This is a genomic window from Gordonia alkaliphila, from assembly GCF_039542465.1.
Classification (GTDB): Bacteria; Actinomycetota; Actinomycetes; order Mycobacteriales; family Mycobacteriaceae; genus Gordonia; species Gordonia alkaliphila.
This window is the reverse complement of sequence record NZ_BAABIE010000008.1, coordinates 63203-84058: the sequence shown is the minus strand read 5'-3', so window position 1 is coordinate 84058 and position 20856 is coordinate 63203. Positions and strand designations below refer to the sequence as shown.

Genomic DNA, 20856 nt, shown 5'->3' with positions numbered 1-20856 from the left:
TTCATGTCTATCTCTCCTCCGGACTCCAGCCAGTACGACACGACCTTCCTGCAGGCCATGTCGCGGCGAGTTCTGATCGGTGACGGCGCGATGGGGACCATGCTCCAGGCGGCCGACCTGGACGTCGATCGGGACTTCCTCGGCCTCGAGGGCTGCAACGAGATCCTCAACGAGACGCGGCCCGACGTGCTCGCCGACATCCACCGCGCCTACTTCGCGGCCGGCGCCGACGCCGTCGAGACCAACACGTTCGGCTGCAACCTGTCGAACCTGGGCGACTACGACATCGCCGACCGCATCCGCGACCTCGCCTACCGCGGCACCGCCATCGCGCGCGGCGTCGCCGACGAGTTCGGCCCGTCCGCCGACGGCACGCCGCGGTTCGTTCTCGGTTCGATCGGGCCGGGCACCAAGCTGCCCAGCCTCGGCCACACCACGTTCGCACTGATCCGCGACGCCTACATCGAGTGCGTCCTCGGCATGCTCGACGGCGGGGCCGACGCCATCCTGATCGAGACCTGCCAGGATCTGCTGCAGCTCAAGGCCGCCGTGGTCGGGGCCCGACGGGCGATGGCCCAGGTCGGCCGCCACCTTCCGATCATCACGCACGTGACCGTCGAGACCACCGGCACCATGCTGGTGGGCTCGGAGATCGGTGCCGCGCTCGCCGCGATCGAGCCGCTCGGCGTCGACGTCGTCGGCCTCAACTGCGCCACCGGCCCGGAGGAGATGAGCGAGCACCTGCGGTACCTGTCCAAGCACGCCCGCATCCCGGTGTCGGTGATGCCCAACGCGGGTCTGCCGGTGCTGGGACGCAACGGTGCCGAGTACCCGCTGACGGCGGAGCAGATGGCGACCGCGCTGGCCGCCTTCGTCGCCGACTACGGCCTGCAGTTCGTCGGCGGCTGTTGCGGCAGCACCCCCGAGCACATCCGTCAGGTGGCCGAGGCGGTCGCCGCGGTCACCCCGGCCCAGCGCACCCCCGAGCACGAGTCGGAGACCTCGTCGCTGTACACGGCCGTCCCGTTCCACCAGGACGCCAGCTTCCTGGTGGTGGCCGAGCGCACCAACTCCAACGGTTCCAAGGCCTTCCGCGAGGCGATGATCTCCGGCGACTACCAGCAGTGCATGGAGATCGCCAAGAGCCAGACCCGCGACGGCGCGCACATGCTCGACCTCAACGTCGACTACGTGGGCCGCGACGGCGCCGCCGACATGACCGAGCTGGCCAGCCGCCTCGCGACCGCGTCGACGCTGCCGATCATGATCGACTCCACCGAGCCGGACGTGATCGCCGCGGGCCTCGAGCACCTCGGCGGCCGGTGCGCGGTGAACTCGGTGAACTACGAGGACGGGGACGGCCCGACCTCCCGGTTCACCCGCATCATGGAGCACGTCGTCGAACACGGCGCGGCCGTCGTCGCCCTCACCATCGACGAGGAGGGGCAGGCCCGCACCGCCGATCACAAGGTCGCCATCGCCGAGCGGCTGATCACCGACCTGATCGACAACTGGGGCCTGGAGCAGGAGGACATCATCATCGATGCCCTCACCTTCCCGATCTCCACCGGCCAGGAGGAGGTGCGCCGGGACGGCATCGAGACCATCGAAGCCATCCGCCGCCTCCACGAGGCCTACCCCGAGGTGCACTTCACGCTCGGCATCTCGAACATCTCCTTCGGCCTCAACCCGGCCGCCCGCCAGGTGCTGAACTCGGTCTTCCTGCACGAATGCGTGCAGGCAGGCCTGGACACCGCCATCGTGCACGCCTCCAAGATCCTGCCGATGGCGCGGATCCCGGACGAGCAGCGCGAGGTGGCGCTGGACCTGGTCTACGACCGCCGCCGCGAGGGCTACGACCCGCTGCAGCGACTGATGGAACTGTTCGAAGGCGTGTCGGCGGCCTCGGCCCGCGAGACGCGTGCCGCCGAGCTGGCCGCCATGCCGCTGCTGGAACGACTGCAGGCCCGCATCGTCGAAGGCGAACGCAATGGCCTCATCGACGATCTCGACGAAGCCCGCGCGCAGATCCCGCCGCTGGAGATCATCAACGAGCACCTGCTGGCCGGCATGAAGACGGTGGGCGAATTGTTCGGCTCCGGGCAGATGCAGCTGCCGTTCGTGCTGCAGTCGGCTGAGGTGATGAAGACCTCGGTGGCCCACCTCGAGCAGTTCATGGAGTCCACCGGCGAAGACGGCAAGGGCAAGATCGTGCTGGCCACGGTCAAGGGTGACGTCCACGACATCGGCAAGAACCTCGTCGACATCATCCTGTCCAACAACGGCTACGACGTGGTCAACATCGGCATCAAGCAGCCGATCGCCACCATCCTGTCGGCCGCGGAGGAGTCCGGCGCCGACGTGATCGGCATGTCCGGTCTGCTCGTGAAGTCGACTGTGGTGATGAAGGAGAACCTCGAGGAGATGAACTCGCGCGGCAAGAGCGACATCCCGGTCCTCCTCGGCGGCGCCGCCCTCACCCGCAGCTACGTGGAGAGCGATCTGGCCGACGTGTACGACGGCGAGGTGCGCTACGCGCGCGACGCCTTCGAGGGTCTGAGCCTGATGGACCAGGTGATGGCGATCAAGCGCGGGGAGGGTCCGGATCCGGACAGCCCCGAGGCCAAGGCCGCCGCGGCCAAGGTGGCCGAGCGCACCGCCCGGCGTGAGCGTTCGCAGCGCATCGCCGCGCAGCGCAAGGCGGCCGAGGCGCCCGTGGAGGTGCCGGACCGCTCGGACGTCGCCACCGACAACGAGACGCCGACGCCGCCGTTCTGGGGCAGCCGGATCGTCAAGGGCATCCCGGTGGCCGACTACGCCTCGATGGTCGACGAGCGCGCCCTGTTCCTGGGGCAGTGGGGCCTGCGCGGCACCCGCGGTACCGAGGGCCCGGACTACGACGAGCTCGTCGAGACCGAGGGCCGTCCGCGCCTGCGGTACTGGCTGGATCGGCTGTCCACCGAGGGGATCCTGGCGCACGCCGCCGTGGTCTACGGGTACTTCCCGGCCGTCAGCGAGGGCGACACCGTGCACGTGCTCACCGAGCCGCGCCCGGACGCCCCGGTCCGGCACAGCTTCACCTTCCCGCGCCAGCAGCGGTCGCGCTTCCTGTGCATCGCCGACTTCCTCAAGTCGCGCGAGCAGGCCCTGGCCGACGGCACCGTCGACGTGCTGCCCTTCCAACTCGTCACCATGGGCAACCCGATCGCCGACTTCGCCAACGAACTGTTCGCGGCCAACAGCTACCGCGACTACCTCGAGGTGCACGGCATCGGCGTGCAGCTCACCGAGGCCCTGGCCGAGTACTGGCACCAGCGGGTGCGCAGCGAACTCAAGTTCGCCGCGGGCAGCGCCGCCGACGACGATCCGGAGGCCACCCAGGGCTTCTTCGACCTCGACTACCGGGGCGCGCGGTACTCGTTCGGCTACGGTGCCTGCCCGGATCTGGAAGATCGTGCCAAGATGATCGATCTGCTGGAGCCGGGCCGCATCGGCGTGGAATTGTCGGAGGAGCTGCAGCTGCATCCGGAGCAGTCCACGGACGCTTTCGTGCTGCATCACCCGGAAGCCAAGTACTTCAACACGTAGCTTGTACTCGAATACGGAAGGGGACCAGTGACTGCACTGGCCATCGTGCTGACGCTGATCGCGTCGGCGTTGTTCGCCGTCGCCGCGGTGCTCCAGCAGAAGGGCACCGAGGGACTCGACGACGCCAACACCGTCGGCATCGGCTTCTTCGGGACACTGATGAAGCGCAAGGTGTGGCTGCTGGGCATCGCCGCGGACATCGGCGGCTTCGCCTTTCAAGCGGGTGCGCTGGCCATCGGCAGCCTGCTGCTGGTGCAGCCGCTGCTGGTCACCACGCTGCTGTTCGCGCTGCCGCTGGCGGCGTGGGGTCAGAAGCGTCGCCTCAAGGCGGCCGAATGGGCGTGGGCGGCGGTGTTGATCATCGCCCTGGTCGTGTTCCTGACCCTCGGCGAACCCAGTGCGGGCGAAGAGTTCCCGTCGTTCGTCGCGTGGATCGGCCCGCTGGTCCTGCTGGTCTTCGTGGTGGCGATCTGCGTGTGGGGCGGCTCGCGGATGCCGCACGGCACCGGCCGTTCGCTGGTGCTGGCCGTCGCCGCGGGCATGCTGCTGGGGTACTCGGCGCCGTTCACCAAGAGCGGCATGGATGCCTTCGGCGAGAGCATTCTGCGCGGTCTGACGAGCTGGGAGTTCTGGGCCATGGCCGTCACGGCCACGCTCGGCACCCTGTGGCAGCAGTCCAGCTATCAGGCCGGCGACGTCCAGACCAGCCTCCCGACGGTGACCGTCCTGAAGCCGGTCGTCGCCATGGCGCTGGGCCTGACGATTTACCACGAACATCTCCGCGTCGACCGGGCCGGCGACGCCGCCGTGCTCATCGCCCTCGCCATGATGTGGGTCGCCACGTTCGCCCTCGGCCGTCTCGGAGCACCGTCGGACTCGATGGACTCCATGGACTCCACGGACTCCACGGGCGACGGGGGCGCGCCCAGCACGTCGACGGCGCCCCGCGCCGCACCGGCGGGGGAGGCGCAGGCCTGATATGACCGCGCAGGATGTACTCCTCCCGAAGGCCGTGCTGTGGGACATGGACGGCACCCTCCTGGACACCGAACCGATCTGGGACGAGGCGATGGAGGCCCTCGCCGTCCGCCACGGCGTGGTGATGACCCGGGAGCTGCGGATGGCGACGCTGGGCAACAACAGCGTCGACGCGCTCACCAAGGTGTACGACGCCGCCCTCCTGCCCGAATCCGGGCGCGACTTCGACGGCGATGAGGCCTGGATGATCGCGCTGGTGGTGGAGCTGTTCGCCCGCGAACTGCCGTGGCGTCCGGGGGCGGTGGCGGTCTTGGACATGGTGGCCGCCGCCGATATCCCGATGCTGCTGGTGACCAACACCATGCGGGAGGTCGCCGACATCGCGATCGGCACCATCGGCGCCGACCGCTTCGTGGCCACCGTTTGCGGCGATGAAGTGGAGTTCGGCAAGCCCGCACCGGACATCTACCTGCGCGCGGCCGAGCTGGTCGGCGCGCATCCGGGCGACTGCCTGGCGATCGAGGACTCGCCGACGGGCGCGGCCGCCGCACACGCGGCCGGGGTGCCGCACCTGGTGGTGCCCTCGCAGATCCCGGTGGTCCCGGCGGGCCGACGGGTCTTCCGCGACACCCTCGCGGGTTTGTCGCTCGTCGAGTTCGCGGACCTGTTTGCGCAGGCCCGCACCCGTCCACCGGCCTGACCGCGCAGCGAGCGCGGCGACATGCGAAAATGGGTAACCGTGAAAACCTTCGACGATCTCTTCGCCGAGCTGACCGAGAAGGCAGCGACCCGCCCGGAAGGCAGCGGCACCGTCGCCGCCCTCGACAAGGGCGTCCATACGCTCGGTAAGAAGATCATCGAGGAAGCCGGTGAGGTGTGGCTCGCGGCCGAGCACGAGTCCGACGACTCCCTCGCCGAGGAGATGAGCCAGCTCATCTACTGGCTGCAGGTGATGATGATCAAGCGCGGCCTGAGCCCCGACGACATCTATCGTTTCCTCTGACCGACCTCGCTTCCTCTGCCCGATCCCGTATCCGCCCCACCACCCCGAACACGACACGAAGAGAGCCTCGCCATGTTGCGCGTCGCCGTCCCCAATAAGGGCGCACTGTCCGAAGCCGCCGTCGGCATCCTGACCGAGGCCGGCTACCGCAAGCGCGCCGATCCCAAGGATCTGACCGTGATCGACGTCGCCAACGACGTCGAGTTCTACTTCCTGCGCCCCCGCGACGTGGCCATCTACGTGGCCGCCGGGCAGCTGGACCTGGGCATCACCGGCCGCGACCTGGCCGCCGACTCGGGCGCCGAGGTGATCGAGGAAGTGGCGCTGGGCTTCGGCGGGTCCACGTTCCGCTACGCCGGTCCGGCCGGACAGGACTGGACCGTCGAGAAGCTGGCGGGCAAGCGGATCGCCACGTCGTACCCGAACCTGGTGCGTGCCGACTTGGCCGCCCGCGGCATCGACGCCGAGATCATCCGCCTCGACGGCGCCGTGGAGATCTCCATCCAACTCGGTGTGGCCGATGCGATCGCCGACGTCGTCGGCTCGGGTCGGACCCTGCGGCTGCACGACCTGACCGCCTTCGGCGAGTCGCTGTGCGACTCCGAGGCCGTCTTGGTGCGCACCGCGGTGACCCCGGAGCCGTCCAAGGCCGCCCAGCGCTTCGTGGCCCGCGTGCAGGGCGTGGTCTTCGGCCAGCAGTACGTGATGATCGACTACGACTGCCCCAAGAGCCTGCTCGACCAGGCGGTGCAGGTCACGCCGGGCCTGGAGTCGCCGACCATCTCGCCGATGGCCGACGACACCTGGCTGGCCGTGCGCGCGATGGTGCCGCGCAAGCAGCACCAGCAGGTGATGGACGACCTGTCGGAGCTGGGCGCCCGCGCCATCCTGGCCTCGGACATCCGCTCCTGCCGCTTCTGACCGGACCCCGCTGACGTGGCGCGCTGAACGGGTCCCTACTGGGGCGCGATCAGCACGGTCTGCGCCGAGCGGCCGATGAACCCGGTGGTGTCGTACAGGTCGGCGAGGCTGGCCCCGTAGCCGCTGCCGCCGGCGGCGAGCGCGGAATCGATGCCGATCCACGGCCCCCGCGGGGCGTTGGTCAGGTGCACGGTGGTGTCGGTGTTCATCCACGACCACTGCGTCGGATCGAGCGGTGAACCCACCCCGTTGGCGATGTCGATCACCGTCATCGCCGAGGCCAGATCGCTCAGTTCCTCGCCGTCCACCAGGGGCAGCAGGGGACGGGTCCACACCGTCGGGGTGGTGCCGGTGCGGCCTGCGCTGATGGCGATCTCCAGGGTGCCGATGAAGCCGATCCGGCCCCAGGCCACCGCGATGCCGTCGGCGCCGGTGAAGCCGACGGTCCGCGGCAGGTCGTCGGGCGTCTGCATCGGGACCGGGTGCGGCGCCGTCTCGACGGCGCGGGTGTCGCGCGTGCTCAGCCGCCACGCGGTGGCGCGGGCCACGGTGCGGAACGAGCCGTCGCCCTGCTGCTCCTGCATCTCGGCGGTCACCTGGCTGATCTGACGACCGGGCCGGGAGACGTGTGCGCGCACGCGGCACACGCCGAGTCCGATGGCGCCGAGGATCTCCATCGTCACCCGGCTGAAGTCCTGGGCCGATGCCTGGTCGGCGACGACGTGCTCCATGGTCCGCACCAGCAGACCGGTGGGCGGGCCGCCGTGCTGCAGGGCCGACGACCACACGCTGACCGTGGCCGCCGTCGGCTGGAAGTACTCGAACTCGCCCTCGGCGATATCCCCGTCTGCAGTGTCCCCGTCGGCGTCGGCGGGACGCTCCAGCGGCTCGTAGTACGCGCGGTACGCGGTGACGTCGATCTCTTCGGCGTGGAGGGTGGTGGCCATAGTCGCACCCTACGACACTGATCGAGCGTTCGCTTAGCGGGCCCGGGTCGATGACGCCCCGCACGCGCTCCGTGGGATATGACAAGCTGAGACGTCTTGTCGAACGAAAAAGGAAACACACCCTGATGGCGACCACTGGGCCCTTCGTAGAAGGCGATCGCGTGCAACTCTCCGACGGCAAGGGGCGCAAGTTCACCGTCGTCTTGGAGACCGGCAAGCAGTTCCACACGCACCGCGGAGCGATCGAGCACGACGACCTGATCGGGGCCGACGAGGGCTCGATCGTGTCGGCCACCAGCGGCACCGAGTATCTGGCGCTGCGCCCGCTGCTCACCGACTACGTGGTGTCCATGCCGCGCGGCGCGCAGGTGATCTACCCCAAGGACTCGGCGCAGATCGTCACCGAGGGCGATATCTTCCCGGGCGCCAAGGTGCTCGAGGCCGGTGCCGGATCCGGTGCGCTGACGCTGTCACTGCTGCGTGCGGTGGGCGCCGAGGGTTCGGTGCTGTCGTACGAGGTGCGCGAAGATCACGCCGAGCACGCGATCCGCAACGTCGAGACCTTCCTCGGCGGCCGCCCGCCGAACTGGGAACTGCGGGTCGGTGACCTCGCCGACCACGACCCGGCCGAGCAGGTGGACCGGCTGATCCTGGACATGCTCGCCCCGTGGGAGTGCTTGGACACGGTGTCCAAGACGCTGCGGCCGGGCGGCGTGGTGATCATCTACGTCCCGACGGTCACCCAGCTGTCGCGGGTGATCGAGGCTTTGCGCGAGCAGCAGTGCTGGACCGAGCCCCACGCGTGGGAGTCGATGATCCGCGACTGGAGCGCGGTGGGTCTGGCGGTGCGGCCCGAGCATCGCATGCAGGGGCACACCGCGTTTCTGATCACGGCGCGTCGACTCGCCGACGGCACGCAAACCCTTCGCGTGCAGCGCCGCCCGACACGCGGATAAGCTGGAGAGCGCAAGGTCCGTCCGCACAGGAATCCGAACGCAGAGGAGCAGTTGCCCATGACTTCGTCTGATCGCCCGAGCAGTCGTCCCGGTGCCGGCAGGGGCAGCGACCCGGCCGAATTGGCCGAGCGCAACGAGAAGCTCACGGCGCGCAACGAGAAGCTGCTCGAGACCCTCAAGGAAGCGCGCCAGCAACTGTTGGCGCTGCGGGAGGAAGTCGATCGCCTGGGTCAGCCGCCCAGCGGTTTCGGCGTCCTGATCGAGGTGTGCGACGCCGAGACCGTCGACGTCTTCACCTCCGGCCGCAAGATGCGTCTGACGCTGTCGCCGAACATCGAGGCGGACACGCTGCAGCGCGGCCAGGGACTGCGACTCAACGAAGCGCTCACGGTGGTCGAGGCCGTCGGTTTCGACGGCGTCGGCGAGATCAGCACGCTGCGCGAGATCTTCGGGGGCGGCGATCGCGCGCTGGTCGTCGGCCACGCCGACGAGGAACGGGTGGTGCGCCTGGCGGCCCCGCTGATCCACGAGGAGGACGGCGGCGCGGCCACTCGCAAGCTCCGTCCGGGCGACTCGTTGCTGGTCGATTCCAAGGCCGGATTCGCTCTCGAACGCATCCCCAAGGCGGAGGTGGAAGACCTCGTCCTGGAGGAGGTGCCGGACGTCGACTACACCGACATCGGCGGTCTGCGCCGACAGATCGAGCAGATCCGGGATGCGGTGGAACTGCCGTTCCTGCACGCCGACCTGTTCCGCGACTACGAGTTGCGTCCGCCCAAGGGTGTGCTGCTGTACGGCCCGCCCGGCTGCGGCAAGACGTTGATCGCCAAGGCCGTCGCCAACTCGCTGGCCCGCAAGATCGCCGAGGCGCGCGGCGAGGACGCACGCGAGGCCAAGAGCTACTTCCTGAACATCAAGGGCCCGGAACTGCTGAACAAGTTCGTCGGCGAGACCGAGCGGCACATCCGCCTGATCTTCCAGCGGGCGCGCGAGAAGGCGTCCGAGGGGACCCCGGTCATCGTGTTCTTCGACGAGATGGACTCGATCTTCCGCACGCGCGGTTCGGGCGTGTCCTCGGACGTGGAGACCACGGTGGTCCCGCAGCTGCTCAGCGAGATCGATGGCGTCGAAGGCCTGGAGAACGTCATCGTGATCGGCGCCTCCAACCGCGAGGACATGATCGACCCCGCCATCCTGCGTCCCGGTCGCCTCGACGTGAAGATCAAGATCGAGCGGCCCGACGCCGAGTCGGCCATCGACATCTTCTCCAAGTACCTGACCACCGCCCTGCCGATCCACGCCGACGACCTCGCCGAGTTCGGCGGCGACGCGCAGGCCTGTATCGACGCGATGATCGAGCGCGTGGTGGAGCGGATGTACGCCGAGAGCGAGGACAACCGGTTCCTGGAGGTGACCTACGCCAACGGCGACAAGGAGGTCATGTACTTCAAGGACTTCAACTCCGGCGCGATGATCCAGAACGTGGTGGACCGGGCCAAGAAGTACGCGATCAAGGAGCAGCTCGACACCGGCCGCGGCGGCCTGCGGATCGGCCACCTGTTGGATTCGATTCTCGACGAGTTCGCCGAGAACGAGGACCTGCCCAACACCACCAACCCGGACGACTGGGCGCGGATCTCCGGCAAGAAGGGTGAGCGGATCGTCTACATCCGTACCCTCGTGACCGGCAAGAGCAGCGGGGCGGCCCGGGCGATCGACACCGAATCGAACACCGGTCAATACCTCTGACCCGATCGTGTGTGGCCGGGTTACAGTGACCGGTGATGAATGCCTCTGAGCCGACGCCGCTGAACCTGCGAATCGACGCGGGGCCCACCCAGGTGCTCACCGCGTCCCCGGCGACGCTCGGGCGCACGCCGGAGAACACGGTGGTCCTCAACCATCCGCTGATCTCGCGGACGCATCTCGCGTTCGAATGGACGCCGGGCGGATGGGTGGTGACCGACCGGGGGAGCACCAACGGCTTCTACGTCGGCGGCGCCAAGACCGACCGCGCGCGGGTGAACGGTCGCACCGAGATCCGGTTGGGCGACGCTCAGCGCGGACCGATCATGGTGCTCACACCGGCGGCCGCCCCGGCGCGCCCGAACCGACCGGCCCCGAACCGACCGGCCCCGAACCGACCGGCCCCGAACCGACCGGAACCGCCGCGGCAGCCCGGGCCGCCGCCGTCCCGGCCGACTCCCTCGCAGGCACCGCCGTCGCGTCCGATGTCGGCGCAGACCCCGCCCTCGCGCCCGGTCCCGGCCCAGCAGCCGCACCGCGCGGGTCCGCCGGCCGCCTTCGGCAAGCTGCCCGATGCGCCGCACCTGGCGGCGCTGCATAACAACGCCTCCGCCGTCTTCCAGGTGCCCGGCAATCTGCGGTCCGGCCGGGAATCCATCGCGGTCAGCGGCGTGCAGACCATCGGCCGCACGCCGGAGAACGACATCGTCGTCAGTGACGTGCTGGCGTCGCGGCGGCACGCCCGGCTGACCGCGGGTGCCCGCGGACTGCTGCTCGAGGACCTCGGCAGCGTCAACGGCACCTTCGTCAACGGTCTGCGGATCCGCAGCCGGCAGCTCACCGAGAACGACGTCGTCACCATCGGTAACAGCGACTTCGTGGTCACCGGCGGCAACCTGGTCCGCGGCCGGGCCAAGTCGGCGGTCAGCGGCGGTCTGCAGGTCGAGGGCATCGGTCTCACCGTGGAGGGCGGCAAGACGCTGCTCAACGACATCTCGTTCCAAGCCGGACCGGGCACCCTCACCGCCATCATCGGTCCGTCCGGCGCCGGTAAGTCGACGGTCTCGAAGATCGCGGCCGGGCTGAACAGTCCCACCGTGGGGCGGGTCTCGTTCGAGGGACGCGACGTCCACGTCGAGTACGAAGCGCTCCGCAACCGTATCGGGATGGTGCCGCAGGACGACGTCCTGCACAGCAAGCTGACCGTCCAGCAGGCGCTGCGGTACGCCGCGGAGCTGCGGCTGCCCGCCGACCTGTCGACCGCCGACCGCGACAAGGTCATCGAGGGCGTCCTCGCCGAGCTGGCGCTCACCGACCACATGCAGACGCGCATCGACAAGCTGTCCGGTGGTCAGCGCAAACGCGCCTCGGTCGCCATGGAACTGCTCACCGGTCCGTCGCTGCTGATCCTGGACGAGCCCACGTCCGGCCTGGACCCGGCGTTGGACCGCCAGGTGATGAAGACGCTGCGCACGCTCGCCGACGCCGGCCGCGTGGTCCTGGTGGTGACCCACTCGGTGGCCCACCTGGAGATCTGCGACCAGGTGCTGCTGCTGGCGCCCGGCGGAAAGACCGCCTACTGCGGCGACCCGAAGACCAAGAAGAGCGAACTCGGCACCGACGACTGGGCGGAGATCTTCGAGAACGTCACCGTCGGCCCCGATCAGGCGTGGGACAACTACCGTCGCCGCCATCCGCATCAGCCGGCCCCCGCGGCGCTGACGCCGGCCGGGCCGCCGCTGACGGTGCCGCAGGCCTCCGGGGTGCGGCAGATGAACACCGTCGCCCGCCGACAATGGCGGCTCATCATCTCCGACCGCGGCTACCTGGCCTTCCTGGCGCTGCTGCCGGTGGTCCTCGGTCTGCTGACCCTGGTGATCCCCGGCTCCACCGGATTCGGCATCACGGCGACCAAACCCGGGCACGCCCCGGGGTCGACGATCCCCACCGATCCGGTGGAGGCCGTCCAGCTGCTGGTGGTGCTGGTGATCGGCGCGGCCTTCATGGGTGCCGCGCTGACCGTGCGCGACCTGGTGTCCGAGCGGCCCATCTTCGAACGCGAACGCGCCGTCGGACTGCGCCCGGGCGCCTACCTCGGGGCCAAGACGCTGGTGTTCTTCCTGCTGGCCGCCGTCCAGAGCGCCATCATGCTCGGCATCACGTTCGGCCTGCGCGACATCCCCGAGTACGGCGGGGTGCTGTTGCCGCCGCCGCTCGCGCTGTTCTGTGCGATCACCGTGCTGGCGTGCGTGAGCGCGCTGGTGGGTCTGGCGATCTCGTCGCTGGTGCGCTCCAACGAGCAGACCATGCCGCCGCTGGTGATCGTGGTGATGGTGCAGCTGGTGTTCTGCGGCGGCTTGTTCCCGCTCACCGGCGCCGGAGTGTCGCAGCTGTCGTGGATCTTCCCGGCCTACTGGGGCTACACCGCCGCAGCCCAGGCCGTCGACCTGCCCAAGATCAATCCGGAGGCCGGGCAGATCAAGGTGATGCAGGACGAACCCGCCAAGTACCCGCTGTGGGAACCGACGATGGCCCACATGCTCCTGACCTACGGCGTCCTGGTCGGTATGGGGCTGCTGCTGTTCGCCCTGATCTACTCGCGGCTGCGCCTGCGCAAGCACTGACCGCCCCGGCATAGGGTGGAGCCATGGAACGCATCATCGGCACCGAGGTGGAGTACGGGATCTCCGCCCCCGGAGACCGCTCTGCCAACCCGATCATGACGTCGACGCAGGCCGTGCTCGCCTACGCGGCGGCCGCCAAGGTGCCGCGCCGCGATCAGCGGACCCGCTGGGACTACGAGGTGGAGTCGCCCATGCGCGATGCGCGCGGGTACGACCTCGGCCGCAGCCGCGGACCGGCGCCGATCATCGACGCCGACGAGATCGGCGCCGCCAACATGATCCTGACCAACGGCGCGCGCCTCTACGTCGACCACGCCCACCCCGAGTACTCGGCCCCCGAGGTGCGCGACCCGCTGGACGCCGTCATCTGGGACAAGGCCGGCGAACGCGTGATGGAGGAGGCGGCCCGCTACGTGGCGAGCGTCCCCGGCGCCCCGAACCTGCAGCTGTACAAGAACAACATCGACGGCAAGGGCGCGTCGTACGGGACGCACGAGAACTACCTGATGCAGCGGTCGACGTCGTTCGACGCGATCATCACCGGACTGATGCCGTTCTTCGCCTCCCGCCAGGTGATCTGCGGTTCCGGCCGCGTCGGTATCGGCCAGCGCGGCGAGGAGGCCGGCTACCAGCTGAGCCAGCGCGCCGACTACATCGAGGTGGAGGTCGGGCTGGAGACCACTCTCAAGCGCGGCATCATCAACACGCGCGACGAGCCGCACGCCGACCCGGACAAGTACCGCCGCCTGCATGTGATCATCGGCGACGCGAACCTCGCCGAGACCGCGACCTACCTCAGGGTCGGCACCACGGCGCTGGTCCTGGACCTCATCGAGGCCGGCGTGAACCTGTCCGACCTGGCGCTGGCCTGGCCGGTGCACGCGGTGCACCAGATCAGCCACGATCCCACGCTGACCGCGACGGTGGCGCTGGCCGACGGCCGGGAACTGACCGGACTGGCGTTGCAGCGCGAATACCTGGCGCGGGTCAGCGACTTCCACGACCGCCACCACAGCGACGACACGCGGGCCGCCCACGTGATCGCCACCTGGGCCGACGTCCTCGACAAGCTCGAACGCGACCCCATGGAGTGTGCGGAGATCCTGGACTGGCCGGCCAAACTGCGGCTGCTCGAGGGCTTCCGGCAGCGCGAAGGCCTCGGCTGGGGCGCTTCCCGCCTGCAGCTGATCGACCTGCAGTACTCGGACGTCCGGCTGGACAAGGGCCTGTACAACCGGCTGGTGGCGCGCGGTTCTATGCAGCGACTGGTCACCGAGGAACAGGTGCTGCGGGCCGTGCACGAGCCGCCGGAGGACACCCGTGCGTGGTTCCGCGGCAAGTGCGTCAGCCGGTTCGGCGCCGACGTGGCCGCGGCCAGTTGGGACTCGGTGATCTTCGACATCGGCGACGACGCGATGGTGCGCATTCCGACGTTGGAGCCGTTGCGAGGCACCAAGGCCCTGGTCGGCGACGTGATGGAGGCGGCACAGTCGGCGGAAGAACTCGTGCGGGCTCTCGGGGCGTGAGGCAGTCGGTAGGGTGAGATCAAGAACTCTTCTTCCAGGAGGCGATGATGGCGCAAGAGCAGACCCACCGCGGTGGCGGCAGCAGCGACGACGACCCGATCGGTGACGGCGCGGCCGGTCAGGAACGCCGGGAGAAGCTCGCCGAGGACACCGACGACCTGCTCGACGAGATCGACGACGTCCTGGAAGAGAACGCCGAGGACTTCGTGCGGGCCTACGTCCAGAAGGGCGGCCAGTGACGGTGCGCCCCGGCGCAGGTGCTTCGAGCGACATCTCGTCGTTCACCGAGTACCTGCGCGTGCATGCGCCAGATCGATTGCCGCACAACCTTTCTCACCTCGGCGCGGGTGTCGGCGGTGCTGACGACCTGGGTGGCAAGGTGTCGCACGGCACCACCATCGTCGCCGTCGCCTATTCCGGCGGGGTGGTGCTGGCCGGGGATCGGCGGTCCACCATGGGGCACACGATCGCGACCCGCGACGTGCAGAAGGTCTTCGTCACCGACGACTTCTCGGCGGCCGGTGTGGCCGGTACCGCCGGGATCGCCTTTGACCTGGTGAAGCTGTTCACCGTCGAACTGGAGCACTACGAGAAGATCGAGGGCGTGCCGCTGACCCTGGACGGCAAGGTCTCGCGCCTGGCCACCATGGTGCGCGGCAACCTCGGCGGTGCGCTGCAGGGCCTGGCGGCGTTGCCGCTGCTGGTCGGTTTCGACGTAGACCGCGGCCGGATCTTCTCGTTCGACGTGGCCGGCGCGGTGCACGAGGAACGGCAGGGTTACGACGCGATCGGCTCCGGCGCGGTCTTCGCCCGGTCGGCGCTCAAGAAGCTGTACCGGCGGGACCTGACCGCCGGCGAGGCGCTCGCGCTGGCCATCGAAGCGCTCTACGACGCCGCCGACGACGACGCGGCCACCGGCGGTCCGGACCTGGTGCGGCGTATCTTCCCCACCGCCGTACGCGTCGATTCCGCCGGGGCGCTGGCGATCACCGAGACCGAGATCGCCACGGCCGCGCAGGCCGTGGTGGAGCGTCGGGCCGCCGCCCACGGTGAGGAGGATCCCCGATGACCTTCCCGTACTACGCCAGCGCCGAACAGGTGATGCGCGATCGCTCCGAGCTGGCGCGCAAGGGCATCGCCCGCGGACGCAGCGTGATCGCATCGACCTTCGCCGACGGGGTGCTCTTCGTGGCGCACAACCGCTCCAACACGCTCCGCAAGGTCAGCGAGATCTACGACCGCATCGGCTTCGCCGCCGTCGGCAAATACAACGAGTTCGAATCGCTGCGCCGGGCCGGCATCCAGCTCGCCGACCTGCGCGGCTACAGCTACGACCGCGCCGATGTCACGGCGCTGTCGTTGGCCACCGCCTACGCCACCACCCTCGGCACGGTGTTCACCGAGCAGCCCAAGCCGTACGAGGTGGAGCTGTGCGTCGCCGAGGTGGCCCGCCCGGGCAGTGCGTCACCGTCGCAGCTGTACCGCATCTCCTACGACGGGTCCATCGTCGACGAGAGCTCCTTCCTGGTGATGGGCGGCGCCACCGAGCCGATCGTCACCGCGATGACCGCGGCCTACGAGCCGGACCTGCCGCTGGCGCAGGCGATCTCGATCGCCGTCGACGCGCTGTCCCAGCCCGCCGAGGGGGACAAGAGCGGCAAGGACGACACGGCGGCCGAGCAGCCGCGCCTGGGGGCCGAGCAGTTGGAGGTGGCGGTCCTGGACCGCGGGCGTCCGCGCCGCGCCTTCGTGCGTCTGACCGATCAGCACATCAGTGAACTTCTGACGGGGGAGTGAACACCGTGAAACGCCGAATCATGGGGATCGAAACCGAGTTCGGGGTCACCTGCACCATGGACGGGCACCGCCGGCTGAGTCCGGACGAGGTGGCCCGCTACCTGTTCCGCCGAGTGGTGGCGTGGGGCCGATCGTCGAACGTCTTCCTGCCCAACGGTTCTCGGCTCTACCTGGACGTCGGTTCGCACCCGGAGTACGCGACCGCCGAGTGCGACTCGGTGGAGCAGTTGGTGACGCACGACCGGGCCGGCGAGCGGATCCTCGAGGATCTGCTGATCGACGCCGAGCAGCGGTTGGCCGACGAGGGCATCGGCGGCGACATCTACCTGTTCAAGAACAACACCGACTCGGCGGGCAACTCCTACGGCTGCCACGAGAACTACCTGGTGTCGCGGACCGGCGAGTTCGGGCGGGTCTCCGACGTGCTGCTGCCGTTCCTGGTGACCCGCCAGTTGATCTGCGGCGCGGGCAAGGTGCTGAGCACGGGCGCGGAGACGCGCTTCTGCCTGTCCCAGCGCGCCGACCACGTCTGGGAGGGCGTCTCCTCGGCGACCACCCGTTCGCGACCGATCATCAACACGCGCGACGAGCCGCACGCCGACGCCGAGAAGTATCGGCGCCTGCACGTGATCGTCGGCGACTCCAACATGTCCGAGACCACCACCATGCTCAAGGTGGGCTCGGCGCTGCTGGTGCTGGAGATGATCGAATCGGGCATCAGCTTCCGTGACTTCGCCCTGGACAACCCGATTCGGGCGATCCGCGACATCAGCCACGATCCGACCGGGCGCCATCCGGTGCGGTTGGCCGGTGGGCGCACGGCGTCGGCCCTGTCGATCCAGCGCGAGTACCACGCGCGGGCGCTGGAACACCTGACCCGCCGCACCCCGGACCCGATGATGGACCGCGTGGTGGACCTGTGGGGCCGCACGCTGGACGCGGTGGAGTCCGACGACTTCAGCTTGGTGGACACCGAGATCGACTGGGTGATCAAGCGCAAGCTGTTGCAGCGCTACCTCGATCGGTACGACATGACGTTGGCCGATCCGAAGATCGCCCAGGTGGATCTCGCGTACCACGACATCCGGCGCGGTCGCGGCGTGTTCGATCTGCTGACCCGCAAGGGGCTGGCCGCGCGGGTCACCACCGACGAGGCGATCGACGCCGCCGTCGATACCCCGCCGCAGACCACCCGGGCCAAGCTGCGCGGCGAGTTCATCACCGCGGCGCAGGCCGCCGAGCGCGACTTCACCGTCGACTGGGTGCACCTCAAGCTCAATGATCAAGCCCAGCGGACGGTCCTGTGCAAAGACCCGTTCCGGAATGTGGATGAGCGCGTCGAACGGCTGATCGCCGCGATGTGAGGCCTAGAGTGGGGCGGTGGCCACTGCTAAGAACGAGCGACTGCTCAACCTCGTCATCTGCCTGATGTCGACCAAGACCTACGTTCCGGCCGAGTTCCTGCGCAAGAACGTCGTCGGGTACAACGATGCGTCGCAGAGCACCGAAGCGTTCAAGCGCATGCTCGAACGCGACAAGAACGAACTGCGGGCGCTGGGCATCCCGGTGGAGACCGGCTCCGGTCCGCTCGGCGGCGAGGAGGGCTACCGGATCCTGCCGGAGAACTACGCCCTCGCCGACATCAGCCTGGAGCGCGACGAGGCCGCCGCCATCGCGGCCGCCGCCGCCGTGTGGCACGACCCGGACGTGGCCGCACTCTCGCAGACCGCGGTGCTCAAACTGCGCGCCGCGGGCCTGGAGGTGACGGCCCCCGGGGAACTGGTCTTCGGACAGACCGGCGGCAGTTCGATGGGCGACGAACGCGTGATCCGTCAGCTGCTCGCCGCGATCGACGACGGCTACGCGGTCACGTTCACCCACCGGGCCGGTACCCGCCTCAACGAGCGCACCCTGCAGCCGTGGGGCGTGGTCAGCAACTCGGGTCGGTGGTACGTGGTGGGGCATGACCTGGATCGCGGCGAGACGCGCACCTTCCGGGTCGCGCGCATCGTCGACGTCGAGCTGATCGGCGACGCCGGCGCCGTCAGCGTGCCCGCCGGGACCGATCTCGCGGCGCTGGTCGCGGCGGCGGTGGCCCGCACCGCGTCCGGGGAGTCGACGCCGGCCACCCTGTGGCTGGCGCAGGACCGGGCGTACGAGCTGCGCCGGGTGGCGGACAGCCTGACCGACAGCAGTCTCGACGGCGAACCGGGCCAGGAGGCCCGCATCACTGTGCATTCGCGCTCCCAGTTGATCCGGCTGATCCTGGCCGCGGGCCCGGACGCGGTGGTGCTGGATCCGCCGGAGCTGCGGGCCGCGGTCATCACCGAACTGGCGGCGCTGGCCGCCTCCACCGCCGCAGGAGGTCAGCACTGATGAGTCCGGCACCCTCGCGCTTCTCGCGCCTGCTCGCCATGGTCCCGTATTTCCTTGCGCGCCAAGGGATCGAGATGTCGGTCGCGGCCGCCGAACTCGGCGTGACGCAGGCGCAGCTGAAAACCGACCTCGAACAGCTCTACGTCTGCGGACTGCCCGGGCACGCGGGCGGCGACCTCATCGACATCCAGTTCTGGGACGGCTACGTCACGGTGCTGTTCACCGCGGGCATCGATCGGCCGCTGCGGTTGACCGGTACCGAGGCCAACGTCCTGCTGGTGGCCCTGCGCATGCTGCTCGACGCGCAGGGCGCCCTGGCCGGGGACGCGATCCGGCGCGCCGTCGCCAAGGTGGAGGAGGCGGCGGGCGCCTCGCGCGCCGTGGTGATCGACGACGGCACCGACCGCGCCGAACATCCGGCCTCCGCCGCGATCCGGGAGGCGGTCGCCGCCAAGCGGGCGCTGGCGCTGCGCTACTACACCCCGAGCCGGGATGCGCTCACCGAGCGCATCGTCGACCCGATCCGCGTGCAGGTGGTGGACGGCACCAGCTACCTCGACGCCTGGTGCCGCGAGTCGCAGGGGCGCCGGATCTTCCGTTTCGACCGGGTGCAGGAGGCCACCGTCCTGCCCGAGGCGTCGAACCCGCCCGCCGACGTCGTCGCCGTCCCGGTGGCGCTGCCGACCCACGATGCGAGCCTGCCGGTGGCCCGGCTGGCGATCGACCCGTCCGCGGTGTGGGTGGTGGAGTACTACCAGGCGCGGCTGCTCGAGGAGGCCGACCCGGCCGATCCGACGGCCCCGGTGCTCGCCGAACTGACGTATGCGTCGCCGGAGTGGCTGGCCCGACTGGTGCAGTCGCTGGGCGGGCGCGTGTCGGTGGTCTCCGACGACGAGCGCAGCCGCCAGGTGCGGGCGCTGATCGACGCCTCCGCCGGGGCTGCGCTGGCTCGGTACGGCGCCGTCGCCGAGGGCGGATCGCCGCGCTGATCGCGTCCGTCGATCCTCGGGTACGATGGGAACCGAGTTTTTTCTAACGGTGCCGGACTGGGTCAACAGTCCAGTACGCAATGCGGAGGTGGACCTGTGGGTGCGGTACAGCCCTGGCACTGGATTGTCGTGATCGTCGTGCTGGTGATCTTGTTCGGTTCGAAGAAGCTGCCCGACGCGGCACGCGGCCTCGGTCGGTCCATGCGGATCTTCAAGTCCGAGATGGGCGAGATGGTCAACGAGGACAAGGACAAGGACAAGAAGGCTGCCGCCGACGCACCGCAGCGCGAACTGCCTGCTGCCGACGAGCAGTCGGGCGTGACCTCGGCGGGCGACGCAACTGCGCGCAAGGCCGACGACCGCGCCGACACCTAGTACCACCGCGTTACGACACGCGTGCGCGTTCCCACAGCGCTGCGCCGGCTGAATCCGCGGAACCGGCGCAGCAAAGTCAATCCGGACGGCTCGATGCCGTTGGCCGAGCATCTCTACGAGCTGCGCTACCGCCTGCTGGTGGCGATCGCCGCGATCCTCGTCACCACCGTCATCGGTTTCTTCTGGTACACCCACGGGCTGGGCCCGATCTCGTCGCTCGGCGAACTGCTGCGCGGCCCGTACTGCGAGCTGCCGCCGGAGTCGCGCGCGGCCATCACCTCCGGTGACGAGTGCCGCCTGCTGGCGACCGGGCCGTTCGATCAGTTCATGCTGCGCCTGCAGGTGGCGTTGACCGCCGGTGTGGTTCTGGCCTGCCCGGTGTGGCTGTATCAGCTGTGGCAGTTCATCACCCCGGCGCTGCGCGGCAACGAACGCAAGCACGCGATGGCCTTCGTCTCGGTGGCCGCCGTCCTGTTCGTCGGCGGCGCGGTGCTCGCCTACCTCGTGGTCGGCAAGGCCTTCGAGTTCCTGCTGACCGTCGGCAACGAGGTGCAGGTGACCGCCCTCGCCGGTGACGCGTACTTCTCCTTCATGATTCAGCTGCTGCTGATCTTCGGTGTCAGCTTCGAACTGCCGCTGCTGATCGTCGCGCTGAATCTGGTCGGCGTCCTCACCTACGAGCGCCTCAAGAACTGGCGCCGCGGCCTCATCTTCGTCATGTTCGTCTTCGCCGCCGTGGTCACCCCGGGCGGCGACCCGTTCACGATGACCGCCCTGGCGATCGCGCTGTCGATCCTGCAGGAGTTCGCGATCCAGTTCGCCCGCCTCAACGACAAGCGCAAGTCCAAGCGTCGGCCGGACTGGATGGACGTCGACGACGATCAGGCCGCCCCGCTCGACGTCGACGGCGACGGCCCCACGGCGTCGACGATCGAGGCACCGACACCGATCCCCGCCGCGCAGCCGCGCACCGGACGCACCGCCGGCTCGTTCGACGAGGTGCTGTAGCCGCCGGTCCGTGGCATCCTGG

Annotated in this window: 18 protein-coding genes; 17 read left to right on the top strand and 1 reads right to left on the bottom strand. The window is 69.3% G+C overall.

Annotation, left to right across the window (positions count from 1 at the left end):
- Nucleotides 1-3 precede the first annotated feature (3 nt).
- The 5 genes from metH to hisG all read left to right on the top strand — a co-directional run bounded on the left by metH (nt 4) and on the right by hisG (nt 6490).
- Nucleotides 4-3588, top strand: a complete 3585-nt coding sequence (metH, locus tag ABD989_RS10035; RefSeq protein ID WP_345313379.1) for a methionine synthase — start codon at nt 4-6, stop codon at nt 3586-3588.
- 27 nt (nt 3589-3615) lie between these two features.
- Nucleotides 3616-4566: a DMT family transporter gene (locus ABD989_RS10030; RefSeq protein WP_345313378.1), complete on the top strand. Its 951-nt coding sequence runs from the start codon at nt 3616-3618 to the stop codon at nt 4564-4566.
- Nucleotide 4567: 1 nt separating this feature from the next.
- Complete coding sequence (locus tag ABD989_RS10025; protein ID WP_345313377.1) at nt 4568-5266, top strand: HAD family hydrolase; 699 nt, start codon at nt 4568-4570, stop codon at nt 5264-5266.
- A 21-nt stretch (nt 5267-5287) separates the two neighbouring features.
- Entirely contained in the window at nt 5288-5569 is a 282-nt protein-coding gene (locus ABD989_RS10020) for a phosphoribosyl-ATP diphosphatase (protein ID WP_345313376.1), read from the top strand.
- 72 nt (nt 5570-5641) lie between these two features.
- Entirely contained in the window at nt 5642-6490 is an 849-nt protein-coding gene (gene hisG / locus ABD989_RS10015; protein ID WP_345313375.1) for an ATP phosphoribosyltransferase, read from the top strand.
- A gap of 35 nt (nt 6491-6525) precedes the next feature.
- Here the strand turns inward: hisG and ABD989_RS10010 are convergent, their stop codons facing one another.
- Nucleotides 6526-7437, bottom strand: a complete 912-nt coding sequence (locus tag ABD989_RS10010; protein WP_345313374.1) for a thioesterase family protein — start codon at nt 7435-7437, stop codon at nt 6526-6528.
- 125 nt (nt 7438-7562) lie between these two features.
- On the opposite strand from ABD989_RS10010, the gene ABD989_RS10005 reads away from it, so the two are divergent.
- The 12 genes from ABD989_RS10005 (at nt 7563) to tatC (ending at nt 20834) form a co-directional block, all read left to right on the top strand.
- The gene (locus tag ABD989_RS10005) at nt 7563-8393 is read left to right on the top strand and encodes a tRNA (adenine-N1)-methyltransferase (RefSeq protein WP_345313373.1); all 831 of its coding nucleotides are present in this window, start codon (nt 7563-7565) and stop codon (nt 8391-8393) included.
- A gap of 57 nt (nt 8394-8450) precedes the next feature.
- Nucleotides 8451-10142, top strand: coding sequence for a proteasome ATPase (arc, locus tag ABD989_RS10000; RefSeq protein ID WP_345313372.1), 1692 nt, complete (start codon nt 8451-8453; stop codon nt 10140-10142).
- Nucleotides 10143-10177: 35 nt separating this feature from the next.
- Entirely contained in the window at nt 10178-12763 is a 2586-nt protein-coding gene (locus ABD989_RS09995) for an ATP-binding cassette domain-containing protein (RefSeq protein ID WP_345313371.1), read from the top strand.
- Nucleotides 12764-12786: 23 nt separating this feature from the next.
- Nucleotides 12787-14289, top strand: coding sequence for a depupylase/deamidase Dop (gene dop / locus ABD989_RS09990; protein ID WP_345313370.1), 1503 nt, complete (start codon nt 12787-12789; stop codon nt 14287-14289).
- 47 nt (nt 14290-14336) lie between these two features.
- Nucleotides 14337-14528 carry a ubiquitin-like protein Pup gene (locus ABD989_RS09985; RefSeq protein WP_345313369.1) on the top strand — a complete coding sequence of 64 codons (192 nt, stop codon included), beginning with the start codon at nt 14337-14339 and terminating at the stop codon, nt 14526-14528.
- On the top strand, nt 14525-15358 hold the full coding sequence (gene prcB, locus ABD989_RS09980; RefSeq protein ID WP_345313368.1) for a proteasome subunit beta: 834 nt from the start codon (nt 14525-14527) through the stop codon (nt 15356-15358). The genes ABD989_RS09985 and prcB overlap by 4 nt, the downstream gene beginning before the upstream one ends.
- The gene (gene prcA / locus ABD989_RS09975) at nt 15355-16086 is read left to right on the top strand and encodes a proteasome subunit alpha (RefSeq protein ID WP_345313367.1); all 732 of its coding nucleotides are present in this window, start codon (nt 15355-15357) and stop codon (nt 16084-16086) included. Before prcB ends, prcA begins: the two co-directional genes overlap by 4 nt.
- Nucleotides 16087-16091: 5 nt before the next feature.
- Nucleotides 16092-17450 (top strand): Pup--protein ligase, encoded by a 1359-nt coding sequence (pafA, locus tag ABD989_RS09970; protein ID WP_345313366.1) that lies wholly within the window; start codon nt 16092-16094, stop codon nt 17448-17450.
- 16 nt (nt 17451-17466) lie between these two features.
- A complete protein-coding gene (locus tag ABD989_RS09965; RefSeq protein ID WP_345313365.1) occupies nt 17467-18462 on the top strand; it encodes a helix-turn-helix transcriptional regulator in 996 nt (331 codons plus the stop codon).
- Nucleotides 18462-19451 carry a helix-turn-helix transcriptional regulator gene (locus ABD989_RS09960; protein WP_345313364.1) on the top strand — a complete coding sequence of 330 codons (990 nt, stop codon included), beginning with the start codon at nt 18462-18464 and terminating at the stop codon, nt 19449-19451. The genes ABD989_RS09965 and ABD989_RS09960 overlap by 1 nt, the downstream gene beginning before the upstream one ends.
- Before the next feature lie 96 nt (nt 19452-19547).
- Nucleotides 19548-19826 carry a Sec-independent protein translocase subunit TatA gene (gene tatA, locus ABD989_RS09955; protein WP_345313363.1) on the top strand — a complete coding sequence of 93 codons (279 nt, stop codon included), beginning with the start codon at nt 19548-19550 and terminating at the stop codon, nt 19824-19826.
- 21 nt (nt 19827-19847) lie between these two features.
- Nucleotides 19848-20834: a twin-arginine translocase subunit TatC gene (tatC, locus tag ABD989_RS09950; RefSeq protein ID WP_345313362.1), complete on the top strand. Its 987-nt coding sequence runs from the start codon at nt 19848-19850 to the stop codon at nt 20832-20834.
- Nucleotides 20835-20856 lie beyond the last annotated feature (22 nt).